The 18,656-nt window shown below is 48.9% G+C and carries 17 protein-coding genes; 8 read left to right on the top strand and 9 right to left on the bottom strand.

Annotated features, from left to right (window positions below; all coding sequences use genetic code 11):
• Positions 1 to 110 precede the first annotated feature (110 nt).
• Together GJ688_RS08310 and GJ688_RS08305 are read left to right on the top strand one after the other, a co-directional pair.
• A complete protein-coding gene (locus tag GJ688_RS08310; RefSeq protein ID WP_456237461.1) occupies positions 111 to 812 on the top strand; it encodes an energy-coupling factor ABC transporter permease in 702 nt (233 codons plus the stop codon).
• Entirely contained in the window at positions 809 to 1,150 is a 342-nt protein-coding gene (locus tag GJ688_RS08305) for an energy-coupling factor ABC transporter substrate-binding protein (protein WP_155476076.1), read from the top strand. The genes GJ688_RS08310 and GJ688_RS08305 overlap by 4 nt, the downstream gene beginning before the upstream one ends.
• Before the next feature lie 86 nt (positions 1,151 to 1,236).
• Here the strand turns inward: GJ688_RS08305 and GJ688_RS08300 are convergent, their stop codons facing one another.
• The 4 genes from GJ688_RS08300 to GJ688_RS08285 form a co-directional block, all read right to left on the bottom strand.
• Entirely contained in the window at positions 1,237 to 2,505 is a 1,269-nt protein-coding gene (locus tag GJ688_RS08300; RefSeq protein WP_170291803.1) for an ArsB/NhaD family transporter, read from the bottom strand.
• A gap of 105 nt (positions 2,506 to 2,610) precedes the next feature.
• Complete coding sequence (gene yqeB / locus GJ688_RS08295; RefSeq protein ID WP_155476074.1) at positions 2,611 to 3,435, bottom strand: selenium-dependent molybdenum cofactor biosynthesis protein YqeB; 825 nt, start codon at positions 3,433 to 3,435, stop codon at positions 2,611 to 2,613.
• Between the two features lie 4 nt (positions 3,436 to 3,439).
• Entirely contained in the window at positions 3,440 to 4,546 is a 1,107-nt protein-coding gene (locus GJ688_RS08290; protein ID WP_155476073.1) for an XdhC/CoxI family protein, read from the bottom strand.
• A 65-nt stretch (positions 4,547 to 4,611) separates the two neighbouring features.
• On the bottom strand, positions 4,612 to 5,646 hold the full coding sequence (locus GJ688_RS08285) for a molybdopterin-binding protein (RefSeq protein ID WP_155476072.1): 1,035 nt from the start codon (positions 5,644 to 5,646) through the stop codon (positions 4,612 to 4,614).
• A gap of 320 nt (positions 5,647 to 5,966) precedes the next feature.
• Between GJ688_RS08285 and rbr the strand changes: the two genes are divergently transcribed.
• Positions 5,967 to 6,506, top strand: a complete 540-nt coding sequence (gene rbr / locus GJ688_RS08280; protein ID WP_155476071.1) for a rubrerythrin — start codon at positions 5,967 to 5,969, stop codon at positions 6,504 to 6,506.
• 209 nt (positions 6,507 to 6,715) lie between these two features.
• Here rbr and GJ688_RS21000 read toward each other — a convergent pair whose 3' ends face one another.
• Positions 6,716 to 6,844, bottom strand: coding sequence for a hypothetical protein (locus GJ688_RS21000; protein ID WP_268892045.1), 129 nt, complete (start codon positions 6,842 to 6,844; stop codon positions 6,716 to 6,718).
• 127 nt (positions 6,845 to 6,971) lie between these two features.
• On the bottom strand, positions 6,972 to 7,577 hold the full coding sequence (locus tag GJ688_RS08275; protein ID WP_207708777.1) for an HD domain-containing protein: 606 nt from the start codon (positions 7,575 to 7,577) through the stop codon (positions 6,972 to 6,974).
• A 76-nt stretch (positions 7,578 to 7,653) separates the two neighbouring features.
• Here GJ688_RS08275 and GJ688_RS20995 point away from each other — a divergent pair, with 76 nt between their 5' ends.
• The 3 genes from GJ688_RS20995 to GJ688_RS08260 all read left to right on the top strand — a co-directional run bounded on the left by GJ688_RS20995 (position 7,654) and on the right by GJ688_RS08260 (position 12,451).
• A complete protein-coding gene (locus GJ688_RS20995) occupies positions 7,654 to 8,988 on the top strand; it encodes an MFS transporter (protein WP_155476070.1) in 1,335 nt (444 codons plus the stop codon).
• Between the two features lie 203 nt (positions 8,989 to 9,191).
• Entirely contained in the window at positions 9,192 to 10,481 is a 1,290-nt protein-coding gene (locus GJ688_RS08265) for an FtsZ/tubulin family protein (protein ID WP_155476069.1), read from the top strand.
• 32 nt (positions 10,482 to 10,513) lie between these two features.
• Positions 10,514 to 12,451: a BUD32 family EKC/KEOPS complex subunit gene (locus GJ688_RS08260; RefSeq protein WP_170291796.1), complete on the top strand. Its 1,938-nt coding sequence runs from the start codon at positions 10,514 to 10,516 to the stop codon at positions 12,449 to 12,451.
• A gap of 8 nt (positions 12,452 to 12,459) precedes the next feature.
• Here the strand turns inward: GJ688_RS08260 and GJ688_RS08255 are convergent, their stop codons facing one another.
• On the bottom strand, positions 12,460 to 12,702 hold the full coding sequence (locus GJ688_RS08255) for a hypothetical protein (protein WP_155476067.1): 243 nt from the start codon (positions 12,700 to 12,702) through the stop codon (positions 12,460 to 12,462).
• Between the two features lie 226 nt (positions 12,703 to 12,928).
• Between GJ688_RS08255 and GJ688_RS08250 the strand changes: the two genes are divergently transcribed.
• The gene (locus GJ688_RS08250) at positions 12,929 to 13,555 is read left to right on the top strand and encodes a fumarylacetoacetate hydrolase family protein (RefSeq protein WP_328597337.1); all 627 of its coding nucleotides are present in this window, start codon (positions 12,929 to 12,931) and stop codon (positions 13,553 to 13,555) included.
• A 75-nt stretch (positions 13,556 to 13,630) separates the two neighbouring features.
• On the opposite strand, the gene GJ688_RS08245 is transcribed toward GJ688_RS08250, so the two are convergent.
• A complete protein-coding gene (locus GJ688_RS08245) occupies positions 13,631 to 13,768 on the bottom strand; it encodes a hypothetical protein (RefSeq protein ID WP_155476065.1) in 138 nt (45 codons plus the stop codon).
• A gap of 280 nt (positions 13,769 to 14,048) precedes the next feature.
• Here GJ688_RS08245 and GJ688_RS08240 point away from each other — a divergent pair, with 280 nt between their 5' ends.
• Entirely contained in the window at positions 14,049 to 14,990 is a 942-nt protein-coding gene (locus GJ688_RS08240; protein WP_155476064.1) for an alpha/beta hydrolase, read from the top strand.
• On the opposite strand, the gene pglX is transcribed toward GJ688_RS08240, so the two are convergent.
• Positions 14,976 to 18,491 carry a BREX-1 system adenine-specific DNA-methyltransferase PglX gene (pglX, locus tag GJ688_RS08235; RefSeq protein ID WP_170291795.1) on the bottom strand — a complete coding sequence of 1,172 codons (3,516 nt, stop codon included), beginning with the start codon at positions 18,489 to 18,491 and terminating at the stop codon, positions 14,976 to 14,978. The two genes, GJ688_RS08240 and pglX, sit on opposite strands and share 15 nt — an antisense overlap.
• Between the last annotated feature and the right edge of the window lie 165 nt (positions 18,492 to 18,656).

Genomic DNA, 18,656 nt, shown 5'->3' with positions numbered 1-18,656 from the left:
ACACTTGTTCTGGATTTCACACACCCCCTGCCGGTTTCATCCGGCCAGGGGGTGTTTCTGTTTAGAAACAGTCCCATCTTGCAGATCTACGTAAGTCATGCCCATCAGAGATTGAAGCAGGAGGATTTGTTATGCACATCATGGAAGGCTTTTTGCCAGCCACACACGCCGCTGCATGGACAGCCGCATCAGCCCCTTTTGTCATCCACGGCGTTCGCTCTATCCAAAAGACGGTTAAAGAGAATCCAGAGGCAAAAATGCTGCTCGGCGTTTCCGGCGCTTTTACCTTCGTACTCTCGGCGCTGAAACTTCCCTCGGTGACCGGAAGTTGTTCCCACCCGACCGGTGCTGGATTGGGAGCCATCCTCTTTCGCCCGACAGTCATGTCTGCTTTAGGCGCCATCGTCCTTTTATTTCAGGCCTTATTGCTTGCCCATGGCGGCATCACCACCTTGGGTGCCAATGTCTTTTCTATGGCTGTCGTCGGTCCCTTTGTAGCTTATGGCATATACCGTCTGGGACAACGTCTCAATCTGCCACTCAGCCTATCGATTTTCCTAGCCGCTGCCCTGGGCGACCTATTCACCTATGTCACCACGTCCTGCCAATTGGCTTTAGCCTTTCCCGATCCTGTTAGCGGTTTTATGGGTTCTTTCATCAAGTTTAGCACCATTTTTGCCGTCACCCAGATTCCTCTGGCCATCAGCGAAGGTTTCATCACCGTCGTCATCTTCAACACACTGGCCAAGTACAGCGGTCAAGAACTCTCACTGCTCAACGTGTTTCACAAAAAAGAGGAGGTCAAGGCATGAGCAAGTTCTCTTTGCGCAGCAACATCCTGCTGATTGTAGCCGCTGTTCTTCTTTCCGCAGTTCCCCTGTTCATGTCCTTTGATGTACCGGAAGGAAAAGAGCTCTTTACCGGTTCCGATGATCAAGCAGAGGCTGTGATTCAAGAAATCAATCCTGACTACAAACCATGGTTTCAATCCCTCTGGGAGCCCCCAAGCGGTGAAATTGAAAGCCTCCTCTTCGCACTCCAAGCGGCATTAGGCGCTGGATTTATCGGCTATTACATAGGGCGAGTTCGGGAGCGGCAAAAGCTGCTCGGCTCCGAAACGGGGAAAAATCTCTCCTTATACAACCAATAGGTAACTCGGATTGAAAATCGAAGGCCCTGGACTTTTTCTGAGGAAAAGCCCAGGGCCTTCTTTGTTTTCTTTGTGAATGCGTGCTTCTAAAAATATCTAACATACACATACATATGGGCCATCGCTACAGAAAGGAGCATAAAAGGAAATCCAATCACCAAAAACTTTCGGAAGGATATAGGCATTCCTGCTTTTTCGGCGATACCGGCCACGATAATATTGGCGGAAGCACCGACGAGTGTCCCGTTCCCCCCTAAACAAGCACCTAATGCCAACGACCACCAGACCGGTCCCAGTTCCATACCGGATAAGCTGCCCATCTCATGAATCATCGGGATCATGGTCGCCACAAAGGGAATATTGTCAACAAAGCCGGAGGCGATGGCGGAAAGCCACACGATTAAAAAGGACGTCGTTTGTGTGTTGCCTTGAGTGACCGTAAGAGCCCATTGGGCCAGTGAAGCGATGACACCGGTCGACTTCAGTCCCCCCACGAGAACAAAGAGACCGACAAAAAAGAAGATCGTCGGCCATTCTACATGGAGCAAGATATCTTCCGGTTCTTCCCGGCTGATGATCATCAACACCATGGCACCGGTCAGCGCAATCGTGGCCGACTCAAGGTGAAGTACTCCGTGTAAGGTAAAGCCAACGATAGTCAGGCCCAAGACAACCAGTGACTTTTTGAGCAGCGCCCAGTCCTTGATTTCTTCCTTCGGCTCCATAGTCAGGATCATCCGGCGGCTTGCTTCATCACCTTTTAACTCTTTACGATAGACCACCATCAAGAGTGCCGTCGATACCAGCAGAATCAGCAGCGCAATAGGAGCTAGGTGAAGCAAAAAATCCATGAAGCCAAGTCCTGTTGAACTGCCAATCATGATATTTGGGGGATCACCGATCAGGGTCGCTGTACCGCCGATGTTGGAAGCTAGCACTTCTGTGATCAGATAGGGTACGGGATTCACTTTCAACGTATCGGCTAAGATGATGGAAATCGGCGCAATCAGAAGAACTGCTGTAACGTTGTCCAACAGGGCAGAGGCAAATGCTGTAATCAACGATAACAACCCTAACAGATAAAGAGGATTACCTTGGGTCACCCGGGCTGCCCAGATGGCTAAGGCTTCAAAAATACCGGTGCGGCGAGTGATGGCGACGAGGATCATCATGCCAATCAATAAGCCGAGCGTATTGAAATCGATGTCATCTTTAATGGCGACTTCCTGGGTCAAGAAGCCCAGCAAAACCATCACAAGCCCGCCGAGCATAGCTGTAATTGCCCGTGGGATTTTTTCCCAGATAATCAGACCATAGGTGATCACAAAGATCACGATCGAGGCGATAAAACCAATATCCGTCACCGATAATTCCTCCCTTTTCCAGTGCAAAAAGACAAAAAGGAGCCTGTCGATGACAGGCTCCTCCTATTTGCACAATATGCACTTTATCCAGAAGTATTATACGATATCTATGCCAGGATTACCATAGTTTTTGCTACAAGCGGCCAGCATGGCTTCGAGAACCCCGCCCGCAACAGCTCTTGCCTTATCGCTGATGGTGAAACAGGAGTCCCGATCGGCTCGCGGATCTACATCTCCGATTTTCATTCCTGATGTGACTGCTATTCCATCTTTGATCAACCCGCGCAGCATGCCCGGAATCGTACTTTCAACGGGATGACCGTTGACATTCCCCACGATTTCGCCCGCTTTTACCAGATCACCGATGGCTTTGATAGCGGTAAAAGTCCCGTCCACCGGTGCTCGCAGCAAGCGCTCATGACTGAAACCGCCGATTTCGCCGGGAATCCCCGTATTCGCGATAGCCGGACCTTCCCAGATCACCCGTCCAAGATAATGGCCGCGCTTCGTCTCTACGACGGCATGGACATCCTTCCCTGCGTAAAATCCAGGGCCTAAAGCGATCACGACTGGCGCATCATCGATGCTCGTTCCCAGATTCTTCTTGGCCATGGTAGCGTCAATGAGCACATGGGGCCTTATTTGCAGAATCGCCTGCCCGGAAACATCGGTGAGCACCGGGATGATCCTCTCTCGGCGGTATTCCATGGCCTCCTCTAGATTCATGACCCTTTTAGCGGTAACCCCTTCCACCGTCACCTCACCGGAATACATCGCTTCAGCAAAAGACACGGTCCGGCGAACGACCAAGGGATGCTCCAGTTCGGTCATAACCGGCACAAAACCGGAGCGGTAGAGCCGGTGAGCGACACCACTGGCTAGATCACCAGCACCTTTGATGACAATCAGAAGTCTTTGCATAGAATCAATCCCCTTTACGCACTGGAGCGATGAAAACTTCCATGGTGCCGCCACAAGCCATTCCCTCTTCAGCCGCATCGTCATTATTCAAGGAAAAGCGAAACAATCCCGGTTCCCCGCTCTCTATTCGCTGTAACGCCTCCCGGCGAACGTCCCCTTCGATACAGCCGCCTCCGATGGTTCCCATCATCCTTCCATCCTGGAAGATGAGAAGTTTCGCACCAGCCTTGCGGGGCGTGGAACCTTGTGTGGCGATGACCGTAGCTAGTGCTGCCGGCAGCCCTTCTTGTGAGGATTGTACTAAAGCCTTTAATAAGCCTATGTCCTGCATGGTGATCCCGCCTTGACGATACTTGATCAGTTCGGCGGCAATGCTCACGGCGATTTCTTCCGGTGTTTCAGCGCCGATATCGAGTCCGATAGGCATACGGAGACGTTCGATCAGACCGGGATCGATGTCCTTTTCCTGCAAGAGATTTCGAATCAGGTGCACCCTTCGACGACTGCCGATCATGCCTAAATAGGCTAGGTTTTTTTCCAACACTTGCTCCAAACAGAGGAGATCATGGCGATGTCCTCGGGTGACGATGACCACACTGCAGCGTCGGTGCAGGGGAAGCTTACCGATGGCATGGACAAAATCATCACAAATCACCTGCTCTGCATCGGGAAACTTCTCCCGATGCGCGAAGGAAGGCCGGTCGTCGACAACAGTGATTTGATATCCGAGCATCGCGGCGATAGGGACCAATGCCTGTGAAATATGACCGCCGCCCAGCACGACGAGTTCATCAGGAGGAAAAAAAGGTTCACCGACCAAAGCGATTTCTTCTCCCTGGTCGTCTCGTAGTCCTTTCTGAAGGATCAGCTTTCCCGAATGATAGACTTCTTCCGCCAAGCGGTCCGCCACATTATCCAGTCCCAGATCACCGAGGGATCCCTCGATCCATTCAGGGGACCATAACCGTCTCTTCCCTACACCGTTACGGTGGATGTCGTCCTTTTCAGCCTTGTCAGGGAGCACCGGAGGGGTCCTTCGAACCTGGATGACTGTGAGCAGAACAGCTGGTTCTCGACGATTTAAAATCTCTAAAAGCTTGGCATATATCATAGGTCCTCTCCATCCTTACCTACGACAGAATCCTTTTCAATTAAGAACATGAATCGCACCCAAAGTTATCTTCCACCTTGGCCGAAACTGCAGCGAGGAAAGTGGCATTCTGTACAACCGCGGCAAAGCCCTCCATGAGCCATCTCTACAATGTCATCGCCATCCATTCGTTCGCCTGCAAAGATCCGAGGAAGGATTAAATCGAGTAGGGTGATGCGAAAATACATGCCGCAAGCAGGGATGCCGATAATCGGGACGTCGCCATGATAGGCCAGCAAAAACATCGCTCCTGGAAGCACTGGCGCACCATACTTTTCAACAAAAGCCCCGCTCAAACGAATCCCTTGGGGCGTTACGTCATCCGGATCGACCGACATTCCCCCGCTAACCAATACCAACCCTGCTCCGGCTGCGACCATCGCCGAAATCTTTTGCGCGATCACCTCGGGGTCATCCAGTGCATAGTCGGCATGTAGTACTCGGGAACCATAAGACTCGACTTTTTGCTGTAGCACCGGACCAAATTTATCTTGAATCCGCCCGGAAAACACCTCGGCACCAGTGACGACGATTCCAACGTCCATCGGCTGATAAGGGATTACCTCGACAATTTTTCCCAAATCCATGCAGATGGCTTCAACTGCTCCGATGACCTCTTCTTTTACCGCCAAAGGAATTACCTTCGTTCCTGCCAACAGGTCCCCCTCTATCACCGGGGTATTGTTGGTCAACGTTGAGAAGATCACTTCCGGCAATCGATTGATCTTTTTTAGGGCCGGTACGTTGATTTTCAGCAATCCCGTTCGGGCAGCATGGAGATTGACTCGGCTTTCTCGCGGTTCGCTGCAAGTCACCCCTTCACCGGCGGCAGCCGCCCCTAGTCGCACTCCCGCTTCATCCTCATGGATCTCATCTACTTCGAAGTCGAGCACATAAATTCGTGATTTACCCATACTGAGTAGTTCGGGAACGTCTTTATCTCGAATCACATGGCCTTTGCGAAAGCAGGGTCCCTTGAATCCGCCTTTTTCAATTTTGGTCATATCATGGGGAATCACCATACCCACTGCCTCTTCAACCTTGACCATTTGGACTTTCATGCCTTACCTCCCGAGAAGCCTATCGTCTACTGCAAGTTCTAGCACTTGTGGTTTTTTACACATTTTGGGCCGCAAATACCTTCATTTTAGACTATTCGACATACTTATCGACATATTTATGTACAATTCGCGAAACGCTACTATATCTCCTCCCTCGATGAAGCATGCCGATTTCAGCAAATGAATGTAATCTTGCCTTTTTTCAAAAATATTATGAATCTTTAATCGAAAGCACTTATAACCAATGCAAGGAGGTATAACCGAAATTTTGTAGAATGTGATTATTACGACAAATATTTAATCGATGGAGGTTACTACGAATGACAGACAAGCTAAAAGGAACAAAAACAGAAGCCAACTTAAAATATGCCTTTGCCGGTGAATCGATGGCGCGAAATAAGTATACTTATTTTGCGAGCGTCGCTAAAAAAGAAGGATATGAACAAATCGCGGCCAAGTTTTTGGAGACCGCCGAAAACGAATCAGCTCACGCAAAAATCTGGTTTAAGTTGCTCCAAGGTATCGGTGACACGAAAACCAACCTGGAACATGCAGCTCAAGGTGAACATGACGAATGGACTGACATGTATAAAGGGTTCGCCGAAACAGCTAGAGAAGAAGGTTTCTCCCAGATTGCCGACTTGTTTCTCCGCGTCGGTCAGATCGAGAAGGAACATGAAGAGCGATATCGGGAACTTCTCCAGAATCTTGAAAATGGCACCGTTTTTCGCAAGGACGCCGTCCAAACCTGGCAATGTAGAGTTTGCGGCCATCGCCATGAAGGGCTAGAGGCACCGACGGTCTGCCCCACATGCAGCCATCCTCAAGCATATTTTGAACTAACCTGTAAAAACTACTAAGCCAAAAGGTATATTTCCGCAGACAGAATTCGTTAAAATGCTATCGGATTCCAAGGCGAGGATCTCTTCCGAGATCCTCGCCTTATTGTTTTTGCCCATCAAAAAAATATAAACCGTCAAAGCACTCTTTCTCTGACAGTTTAAAACGTAGAAACAATATGATTTTTCGTAGCTCCCGTCTGTTGTCACGGTTTTTCGGAACCTTATCGTTACCGATAGGCTGGATTCGGATTCGTGAACTTTTCCGATTGGTTTAGCAATCCAAGCAAAAAGTCCAACTCCTCCGTCGTTAACAGCTCCGCCCAAATTTTTGGGAAATCATCGTTGTTTCGGGCCATTTAACCTTCCCTCCTAACAGTCCCCCGTTAAATTCAATCAATAATTTATTCGATATAAAATCAATCTTTCCTGCTTTTCTTGCAAGAAGTTCTTTCACAAAAAATAAAACCGCCGCAGCGCAGCAGTTTATTTCAAACTTGATATCCTATGCAATTCCTTCACGATCTGAGTCACTTCCCGTACAAGCACCTCGTCAGGCAACCGTCGGCGGATCACCTTGCTGAATTCATCGTAATACCAAAGGGTCTGTTCCTTAGTGGCATGAAAGCGGCTCCAAACCTCTTCGCCATAGCGCTCTATATCGTGCAGCAAAGACCGTCCATTATGAATTTTATCAGCCAGGGAGACGTACAATGCTCCGGTGCTCGCTTCTTCCAAATGGGCCAGGTATTTTTGCTTTCGCTCCAGCCATGGTGGTTTTGGTGTGTCATCAGCATCACTGCACTCCAAAACGAGGTCCCTTACATCCTGTCCAAAGAGGCTGGCGATTTTTTCTGCCATCGCCCTCCCGCCTTGATCTTCCACAGCATCATGAAGCAAAGCTGCGATTACCTCTTCTTCTGGCCTCCCACATTCGATAAGCATAGAAGCTACTGCCAAGAGATGACCTACATAAGGTCTTCTGCGCTCACTGCAGTAAAGCATTTCATTTTTGGAGAGTTTTCGCTCTTGATCCGCATGGAGCTGCATGGCAAAGATGAGGGCGTCTCGAAAGCGCGCTGTCAGTTGCACCCTTAACCTCTTCCTTTCGTTTACTCAAATATACTTCGCCGGGGGAAATAAAAAGTTCCGAGGGAGGTGATGAGGCGTGACGATTACTCGTCTTGTGCTCTTTTTTGACGCCGTAGCTTACATCATCGCCACGACATTTTTCGATATCAACACCGTCCTCCCCAGTTTTATCTATTCTGTCAGCCATTCAGAGATGTGGATCGGCCTTGCCTATGCTATCAAGCAGATCGGATTTGTCCTGCCTCAACTGTTCATGATGACCAAAGTTCATCATCTACCGAGTCCCGTTCGTTTCATTTGGCGAGTGATGCTTTTCGACCGTCCCCAATGGCTGTTCTTTCTGCTGATGCTTACTGCAGGAGTTGGCAGGGAGCCGACGTTGTTTTCTTTCTTCTTCTGTTTCACCCTGTTCTCTATTGGGGAAGGAATCATTCAAGTGCCTTGGATGGACCTTTTCGGCCGTTCTGTAGAAACGGATCGACGAGGCCGATTGTTCGGTTGGATTCATGTCGCCGGAAACACCGGTGCGCTCGTAGCCGGATACATCATCTCCAAGGCGATCCCTGATGCCGATCACGGATTGCCTGCCGATTACCTTCCCGTTTTTACAGTGGGCTATCTATTGTTGTTACCTTCGCTGCTCTTTTTTCTGCAAGCTCGTGATCGGGCACCTCAGCATCCTATTTATCGGCCATCTCCCTATTCTTCACAATCCCAGACAGGGTTCGCACGGTTACCGTCTCCCCGATTATTCAACAGTAGATCGCCAGTTCGATCATCGTCTTCACCGCCACCGGCCCTTACAGCTGTAGTCTCTATCGGCACCTGGTTTCGGCACTGCTTAGGCAACCGCAATTTCCTCTATCTCACATTCTGTCAATACGCTCTGTCCTTAAGCTTGCTCGTATCTCCATACTATCTCATTGCTCAACTGGAAAAACCTCATGTAGACCTCAGCATGGGCGATATGATTTTTTACAGCATCGCCGGATCAGCAGCCGGTGCGCTTCTCTTCGGTTACCTCGGCGATAAAAAGGGAAACCGCTCTGCTATGATCACCGCATCAGCTCTGGCCCTGTTTTGCCCGCTTCTGTTCGTACTCTGTGACATCATTACCTCTCATGAACGATTGCAATCCTTGCTGGTGGCCGCCTTCACCTTACAGGGAATCGCTTCCTCCGGTTCGCTAAGTTTCTTCAATTACTTATTGGAAATGTCCGGCGACAGAGAAAGACCCCACTTTGTAGCGATAAACAGCCTGCTTCAACTTCCCGTCGCTTTACTTCCGCTGGCAGGAACGATGCTGAGGGACCATATGGGCGACACGCTAACCCGTCTAGTCGTATCTCTGTCGGCAATTTTCGGGTTGCTTCTTGCTTTGTACCTCCGGGACGCTCGTCAACCATCATAACACATCGGTTCACTGTTTAATATTGGTCTCCTCAAGCAACCACTCAACCGACAAAGAGAAGAATATTTTTGGAAAAATTTGTTTTTCTTGCAGGAAAAATAGGCGGGTAGGAAGAATGAATTTTCCAGAAACTAACAACAAAACGGCAAGATTTTTATCAATCGGTATTTTGCGCATAATTTTGCGAGAGGAGCGACTCAAACATGAACATGGAAAACTTCCACAACTCCACAGAGGTAGCCCTGAAATTCGGATTTATCGGTATTGGTCAAGGAGGCGGAAAAATCGTCGACGCCTTCGCCGGAATTAAAACGTCAGAAGGAAAACCTCTCTATGAGACCTTGGCTGTCAATACGTTCCCCGGTGACCTAGCTGCCTTGAAAAACGTCCCTCAAGACCGGAGAGTTCAGCTACGCGGCTGGGAAAAAGGTTCCGGCGGCAACCCTGACGAGGGATACAAAGCCTTAGTTCACGATGAAAACCGGGAACGTGTCCTGATTCGTCTTGAAGAGGTAGCCCAAAAGTCAGATGCTTTATTTATCGTCGCTAGCTATGGCGGCGGCACCGGTACGGGCGGTCATGGCGAGTTGATCAACTGGGCCAATCAGATGGGTAAGCCTGTCGGTGCGATCGTGACTTTACCACGGAAAGGGTATCTCGAAGAACTGGAGAACGCCCTGTCAGCGTTAACCCACTTGGTGAACAATCAATTAGGCTTAGGGGCAAAACCCTTAAAAAGCTTGATTTTGCTTGATAACGAAAAACTCTATCGCGATTTTCTTGTCGAAAAGGAACAACAAATGGTTCCTGAAGATGCCGATTGGTTGAGTTACAGCAACCGGAAACTATCGTCTATTCTCCACGACCTGAATGTGTTAGCCACAGGCTCTAGCGACATCAGCATCGATGGTCAAAACCTCTTCAACGTCCTCTTTAGCGGCGGCTGCCTCGCCTTAGGGCAGCGTCAGACGAAAGAGGACAACAGTGATAACAGCCTATCGAATGAAGTCCTCCAAACGATCGAAGGCAACAATCCACTCAGCGACGGCTTCGATTTCCGCAAGACTGTAGCCGGACTATATCTGGCGGTTACGAAAAACGGCAGCCACTTGATCAACAACATGGAAACATTATCGGATGAGTTGAAGACGAGATACCCCGGCCTAGGTCGCTGCCATTATCGTGGTTATGTCGATTGGGCGAAAAGCGATCAGATGCTTCTTTACACCCTGATGTGCGTCCGCTCTCTCCCAGAACGAGCCCGTAATCTAGTGAAAGAATTCGTCGTCGGTAAAAAAGAGGAAGAAACGTTCCTCGCCTCTATCAATGACTTCGCCATTGAAGCTGACGTAGACGGTTTTTGCCTGCGCCTTGACGAGATGGAGATGGAGATGATCGAAGAAATCGATTTTGGCGCTGCAGCCGTCGAGACGGCCATCGCTCAGGATCGGGAAGCTCCCAGCAAGACTGAAGTGAGCCGTTGGCGTATGTAATCAGGGGAAAAGCCAAGATGGAGATGTTCAATATGCCATTTCCGCGAGGACGTGAATATTTAGAATCGGTAGAAGATCTACGAAATGCCTTTGAGGACCGTGAACTTCGAAGCTGTTTCGTGGAACGAACTCCCTTGGGTCGACCGAAGCTATACTCAGGGGGCTATACGACCACCTTTCACTTCTACCGACCACAGACAGGCTGGGCCGTTCGATGTTATTTGCAAGAGATACCGAGTTTGGAACACCGCCTACAAGTGATTCGGCTGCTCATGAGAGAGAAGCTCGGCAAACTTTTTGTACCCTCTGAATGGTTGAAAAAGGGCATTTGTGTCGGCGGCCAATGGTATCCCATCGTCAAAATGCCTTGGATCGACGGAGACCTGCTTCATGATTACATCGAAAAAAACTTATCCCAACGGGCTGTGCTGCAGCAATTGCCCAAGGCTTTTTTGCAGCTCATCGTCCAGTTGAATAAACTGGGTGCAGCCCATGGCGATCTGCAGCACGGCAACATCATCGTTCATGATGGGAACCTGCATCTCATCGGTTATGATGGGATGTATGTCTCCGACTTATCCAGCCTGGGACCGCTTAACTTGGGCCATCCCAACTACCAACACCCATTACGCAGCGATGGCCATTATGATGAAAACATGGACAACTTCTCTTCTATCGCCATCTATCTGGCCATGGCAGCGACGGCCCTCTCGCCGATCCTATGGAGACAGTTTGCCGACGGTGAAAACATCCTCTTTCGCCAGGATGATTTTCACCACCCTGAACAGTCGGAATTGCTTGCTCGGATGAAAGAGCTTCCCCAACTCGCTCATCTCATCGACCGGTTTAAAGCGATTTGCCGGCTTCCATATGAAAAGATCCCACGCTTGGTCGATTTCCTCTCCCGAAACTATGTACTTCCTCCCCAACAAAACGTTTCTCTACCATCAGCCACGATGCGAAGCTCCTATCCGCTGATGGAAGCCACCGAGCCCGAACCATTATTATCCCATGTGGGCCAGCGCGTTGAGGTGGTAGGAAGAATCTCTCGTATCCACCGAGGATTCCGCCGACCAGAGATATTCTTTCATTTCGGCCTTCCTTCTAGAGAGACTTTTTCTGTGATGGTATGGTCGGAACAGATCGACACGCTGCGCCGAAATGCCCTGGTTGAAGAATTTTCCGGTAAAAAGGTTCGAGCCACCGGAGTTCCCACCATCCATGAAGGTAAGCCTGTAATGATTCTAGATAGTTTGACATCCCTTCAAGTTATTGAGGCTCCCATCATCACAGCTACCGAATACCGAAGCAGGGCTTCGTCTAGTCCAGCAACGTCACAGGTAAACACCCGAGATAAAACTGCCGTTCCGGCTCAGACAATCGTGCAGACCGCTGCCGAAGAACCCTCTGCGAAATCCAAAGTCGCTGAAGTTCCCTTACCTTGTAATGCCGAGTCTGAGGATGAGCCTGAGGACGCATCGCTTACCACGGAAGCGACAAGACTGGAGAATATTACCGAAGAACTCAGCCAGGATATTGCCCTATCGGGGTTGTTAAAAAACGCTCTCGCTAATGCCGATAGAGATCACTCGGCGGCCCCTGTCCATCTGGAACCATCCCTTTCACCTGCGGACGAGGCGATTGATACGCAGAACAATAATGAAGAAGGGGATCGTGAACCAGATCGGGTAATCGATGCCGGCTCAAAAGCGGATCCAGTTCCTGATGGGACGAAAGATCTATCTACAGTCCCAAGGATTGAGAACAAAATCCCCCCAACCCCGCCCTCAGGCCCACCGCTTGCTAGGGAACCAGTATTGCCCAAAAAGAAAGGACAACGCAAAGCAGCGGTTCGTACCGGAACCCCTTCTTCGCACTGTCCTGCTCATATCCCCTATGGGACAAGCCCATCAGCAGTTCCCAGCAACCTATCCCTGATCAAAACAGTCTTTCGATATTTTTTTGATTAACCGTGCCCTTACTGCTGATCGGTCTCCATGGAAGTAATCAAATCCAGTCGCTGCAATTCCTTGATAAACGATTCACTGTCGGTGAAATGGATGGAATTTCCCGTCTCCTGTTGGACCGTTGTCTTCATCTCTTCCATGAAGTTCGTCACCGACGGTTTCACCGTCGTAGACTCTTCCATCATTCCGCGGACAATATCTTCGTAAGTCTCCCCTTGAACGGCCAGACCCTCTTTAAAACGAACGCGAATCATTTCCGCACCTCTTTTCTTACTAAAAGCTATGGCCTTTACCGGTTTTACGGCCCGAACTTCGTTTACGCCTAGACTTTTTCCTTGACTGCATCGGTCCTGTTACTAAGTGTTCTCGCCTTGCTTTGACTTATTCACGTCAGCCTCCCTGCTCGACGCTAGTTTACAGGAGAGAATTGACCCGTTATGATTGAGGTACAGCATCTCACAAGAAAGGTCTGACATCTCTGTGAACAACGTACGCAACATCTACTGTGTCGGTTGGAACTACCGCCTTCATGCGCAGGAACTGGGCAACACCGTGCCCGAGTCGCCGATCATCTTTACCAAACCTACTCACGCTTTAGTGGAGATGACCGGGCAGGAGATACCTTTTCCAGCGGATCAAGGTTCTCTTCACTATGAGGCTGAGCTCGTACTCGTTATCGGCAAGGCTTATCGTCCAGGAATCAGGGTGGACGAGTTGGTGGACCGAATGGCCCTCGGTCTCGATATGACGCTTCGCGATAAGCAAAACGAAGTAAAAAAACAGGGCCGCCCCTGGTTGTCTTGCAAAGGATTTCTTCGTTCTGCGCTGATAACTAAGACCCTTCCCTTTCCCGGGATAGATAACCTCGGTAAAACAGAATTTGTATTGCAGAAAAATAACCAAGAAGTGCAGCGCGGCAATGCAAGCCTGATGGTCTTTGCTCCTCAGACACTCGTCGATTACATCGGTTCCCGTTATGGGCTCGATGCGGGGGATCTCATTTTCACCGGAACTCCGGTCGGTGTAGGCCCCGTCAATCACGGCGACCATCTAGCCCTGTACTGGGGCGAAAAACAACTCGGCGAGTGCACCGTCCAACTGGGATAAAAGAAGAAACCCCTGAGACATTTCGTCTTAGGGGTTCTTTGTATGGCTGGTAGTTTGGGAATATTACTTAGATAATTAGTGCTCAATTGTCTGCTGCTGGTCTACGCAATAACCGCAGCCGCCACATTCGACACATTCATGGGGTTGATAGACGCACATCAAGAGCGTGTCAAATTCCGTTGTGGGCAGGACTTTCAGAATTTCTTGAGTCATATACAGCGCCTCCCTTTACCGGTTCTGTTGCATCAACCTTGTGATTTACACCACTATTTGTGAATGTGTTAATTTTCTTTTATTGTAGTCTATCTGTGAAAATATTTCAAGTATTATCTCTTTTTTGTCAGGCTCAAAAAAGCGCTATATTTAAAAAGCATTCTTCTCATGGCAAAACTGCTCCCACCACTTTCCACCCACAAACTGCGATTCAGTGGTATGGTTTTATCACATTTTATGGATCCTTAAGAAGAATAGCGAGTATAAGGAGGCTCATCAAGTGACCCTCGATCCACAAGTCAAGGAATTTCTACAACATTCTTCTTTTACCGGAACTTTTCCCTTGAGCATGCTCTCGCCAGGTATGATACGCGCTGCCTCAATGATGCACATCGGGCCGATCGATGAAAACGACATAGGCAACTTGCAAAAGATCGAAAACCATACCGCTATCGTCGATGGGCGGGAGATCCCTATGCGAATCTATACGCCAAAAGGCAGTGCCCCCCACCCTGTTCTGGTCTTTTTCCACGGCGGTGGATTTGTCGTAGGTAATCTCGACAGCCATGACGCCTTCTGCCGCGAAATGGCCCAAATTACCCCTTGTGCCGTTGTCTCCGTCGATTACCGGTTAGCGCCGGAACATAAATTTCCAGCCGCTTTGGAAGATGCTTACGACGCAGTCACCTGGGTGCATGATCACGCCGAGGAATTCCACCTGGACAAAGAGCGCATTGCAGTCGGTGGAGACAATGCCGGTGGAAATTTGGCTACCGTCGTCGCCATTCAAGCCAAAGAAAAAGGATTTCCCAAAATCGTCTACCAACTGCTCTATTACCCGTCTACGAATTTTCTTGGCGGAACCGAGTCTATTCGTGAATTCGGCAAAGGCTTTCTTCTCACCATTGAGTTGATGGAATGGTTTGCCCGGCATTATCTTCGCGACGGTGAAGACAGAAAAAATCCCTACGCTTCTCCGCTGCTCTACCCTGACCACCATGGACTGCCGCCAGCGATGATCATCACCGCCGAGTATGATCCCCTCCGCGATGATGGAGAAATGTACGCGAAAAAATTGGAGGAAGCGGGTGTCCCTGTTACATTGAGACGATACAACGGAATGATTCACGGCTTTGCCAGCTTGCTGGATCATTTCGACCAAGCCAAAAAGGCTCTAGAAGACGGGGCTAAGCACTTGAAAAACATCTTATATCTTGGCTAAAACCGATTGCAGTTTGAAGTAGTTCACTTGCACGCCCTCATCGATATCAAGGGAAAGGGCTTGCTCGGCTAGACGGCCCAGTGTTTCACTGAATCGATGGCATTCTTTCAGCTGTTCCCAAATTATCTCTTTCCTTTTACGGAGAGCACTTTTTTCCGGATTCGAAATTTCAGAGCTTTCTAATCTCCTCAGTTCGGCTTCATACATGCCTATCTGCAGGGGTAAGTATACCGCTCTCAGGTTCGTCAGTGTTTCCGGAGCATAGCGATGCATGTAGATAAGGGCCTGAAAACCCTTCCATGGTCCCGAATTGAACTGCCAGTAGATCGGCCTTTTCCGATAAACCTGAAGGTGATCTTTGAAAAAATCATTATGAAGATACCGTCTGATAGCCTGCCGGGCCGTTTCCGCTGATTTTTTTCCTAAAATCCGAGCGACGTAGTTCAAGTTCTCTTCTAACCGCTCGATACCGAAGGATTCACCCATAAACTGTACAAACCGGTGGACGATATCATGCTCTGATGAAAGTCCGCCAGCTATGATTTCGCCACAACTGGCTCGCACTTCGCTATTGGCGATGAAAACAATATTATCTTCAACGGGACCAAAGGCAGTTTTCACCCAGCCTGCATCTTTTACCTTAACCTCCCAACTCCGTTCAGCCTTATTCTGCCGCCATCGTTCACCGAAATCGCCGCCCGCATAAATCAGACCAGCTTGGGCGAGCGAATACCGGCCAAACATACAGCCGATAGCGTAGGACAAAAAGGATTTGACATTGCGAAGGGCGTCGGTTTTTTGGATGGAAACATTCTTATCGAGCACGTTCGGTGCCAGTTCACCCTTCAAACTGTACAAATCGATGAATACCCGGTTCAGTTCCTCTTCGTTCGCTTTTAACCGCTTAAATTGTCCTTCGGCAAAACCTTCCCAACGTTGGAAAGCTTCCTCGAAGCTGTCCCCCTCCTGTTTATGCATGAGCAAAGGGTGCCGCGCAAAATCCCAAGAAATCTCCTGGGTGTCCCAGTCTCGCTGGGACAATTCTATGTTCTGCCTCACGAGCGCATTGACCTGGGATAGGATATGTTCATCAGGTTCTACCACAGGCAACCGGGCGATATCACCCGGTTGATAGTTGATGGTTGGGTTGAGGCAATCGATCAAAAAAATCAACTTAGAATTTAAGAGCCCCAGAAAGTAGTTCCGTTTGTCTTCTTCGCAAAAAAAACAGCTTCCGCCATTGTCAAACAAATAGCCATAGCCAAAGGAACGGGCGCTGAAACTGCCCGATGTAACCGTTGACCAAGTGATCCCTGGGACATAGTAATATTCTTTGTTTCGCAGGTTCGATTGGGCAAAGCTTCGCAATTCCTGGCCCTCATCTTGCCAGTTCAAAACGAATTCATTATTACCATACCACTTGCGAAAGCTGCCGCCTTTGTTGTATGGAACCCATTTATAGCCTCCCTCTCGTGCCTCCTCGACGTTTTTCGCAGTAAATCTAATGTCCCCCTTTTTCACTTCGTACCACAACCGGAGAAACCGGGCGTTATCGCCCGTATCGATGCCTTTGCAGCACTTCCCAAAAGCATCTAAAGGGGGTGCGTCCTGGAACAAGGCGTAGCTTTTTTCAGTCAACCAGTAGGCGATCGACCGGTTCGGTAATTTTTCGAACACATGCTGAGCGATCGCTTTGTTTCGACTGTGAGGCGGCGGGAACACTTTCGGATGTTCTTTTTCCATCCCTTCAGGTTCTATATACAGATATCGTCCTTTAAACAAAGGGATAGAACGGTTACGAAAGACCGTCGCCGATGTACCGAAAGCGATACCCATGACCATATTGGCCATATGCAGCAACGACCCTATGGTCTTTTGCGAAAGGATAGAGGCTCTAAACTTTTCGAAGGACCGCAGGTACATCCATGATTGCATCGTAACCATGGCGTTGAACCCATGAGGCTTACACCAGCGAAACCCTTTTTCGATAAACACGGCAAAAAGGTCACTGCTGCTATCGGGATAATGGCGGTCGACGTACTGGACAAGTTTTTTCCCCATCCCTTTACGACCCATATAGGGAGGGTTCGTTACCACCACGTCATATTTTTGCGCCATGATCTTCGCCTGTTTTACGAGCGACGTCAATTGCCGAAGAGCTTCCCCTATTTCCTTCGGCTCCTCTTCAATCAGCTCGCTGTCACTTTTCCTAATTTCATTCCGGTTCTGTTCCAGCCCCTTATGACCAATAATTTTCTCACCTATTTCCTTCAGCCTAGCTTCCATCGCATCGAGATGTACCGGGGGAATCTCTAGAATCGATCCGAATTCCTTTGCGTCCTGAAAGAGATCGAGGATTCTTGTAAGGTCTTCCTGATGAGAGCTAAAAAATGCATCGATAGCGCTTCGGGAAAAATTGTTGCTTTCCTGGATAGAACATATATTTAAATTGATTTTATCTTCGAAAATCTGAGGGTTTTTGCTCCTCGCCTTCATCAATACAGCAAAAGCAGCCAGCTTTACCGATGTATCATCAATATCTAAGCCAAAGAGGTTCTTTTCTAGAATCAAAGCGGGGATATCCCTTTCCGAGTAACCGGCAGCTTGGTAGATATCATAAAGAACATCGAAAGCGTAGACGAGCATGTGCCCGGCCCCAACAGAGGGATCGAGCACTTTGATCGACTCAGGCTGTAACCCCCTGCCAGCTACCCAGGTTTTTTTCAACTCCGCACGAACGTCATCTTCCTGCTCTTCTTCAGCGAGGTAATAAGGCCACTTGGCTTGCAACGCTTCATTGGGGTGGGCTTCCATCCACAACCGACCTAAAGAGTTTTCCACGAGATAGCGCACGATCCACTCCGGCGTGAATAACTGGGTAGCAGCAGGGATCTTATCCTTTGAAATTTTGATGTTTTTCTTTAGTCCTTCAAAGACTTCGTCTTTTTTCTCGGAGATGTAAAACTGGTACAACCATCCGATGACTTCAACCTGTTCTTGAAAATCCGCCTCGTCGATGCTCTCGACCAGTTTCCGAATGACAGATCCTCGGGATAGTAAATTTGAGGGAAGCAGCCTCTCTGCTCTTTCATCGATCGTCTCAAACAATTCGGGAAAAAAGGGCTCTAGGACGTTCCATTGCAAGATGAGGAGGTATCGGTACAAGACCTCCTCATCGCCGCGCTGTATGTAATGAGAAATCCTCTCTTGGTCATCAGGTGCGATTATCTCCGAGTTTATTTGAACAGAATTTGGGTCTTTCAACGACAGGATTTTAACGCCTGCAGGATAATAATCATTCACTTCCATGTACCATAAGACGCAGAAACGAATAAACCAAGACAAAGCTGTTTCCTCGACGAGAAACCGTCGTTTTTTTGCCTCCTCTGAGGTTAACTCCCCCTCGGTTATTCCCAAAAGCTGATCTGCTTTGTGTCGGATTTCTTCGATAAGTTGCTTTCTAGCGGAGAGAGCAAAATTTTTTAAGGCCCTTTTATCCACTCGAATTGCCTCCCTATGAATACGCAAGGTCTAATAGGAATATTTTGTCAGATACGATAATCGAGTTACTAAGGACGCCGGAATAAAAAAGCTTCGAGACCCATTGGTTCACAAGGGATGATAAAAACAGTTTTTCGCAAAAAACCTCCTTCTGCTTATCCAGCA

Origin of the sequence: Heliobacterium mobile, assembly GCF_009720735.1 — a bacterium.
Classification (GTDB): Bacteria; Bacillota; Desulfitobacteriia; order Heliobacteriales; family Heliobacteriaceae; genus Heliobacterium; species Heliobacterium mobile.
Note: the sequence above shows the minus strand (reverse complement) of the source record. Positions and strands in the feature narration are given on the sequence as shown.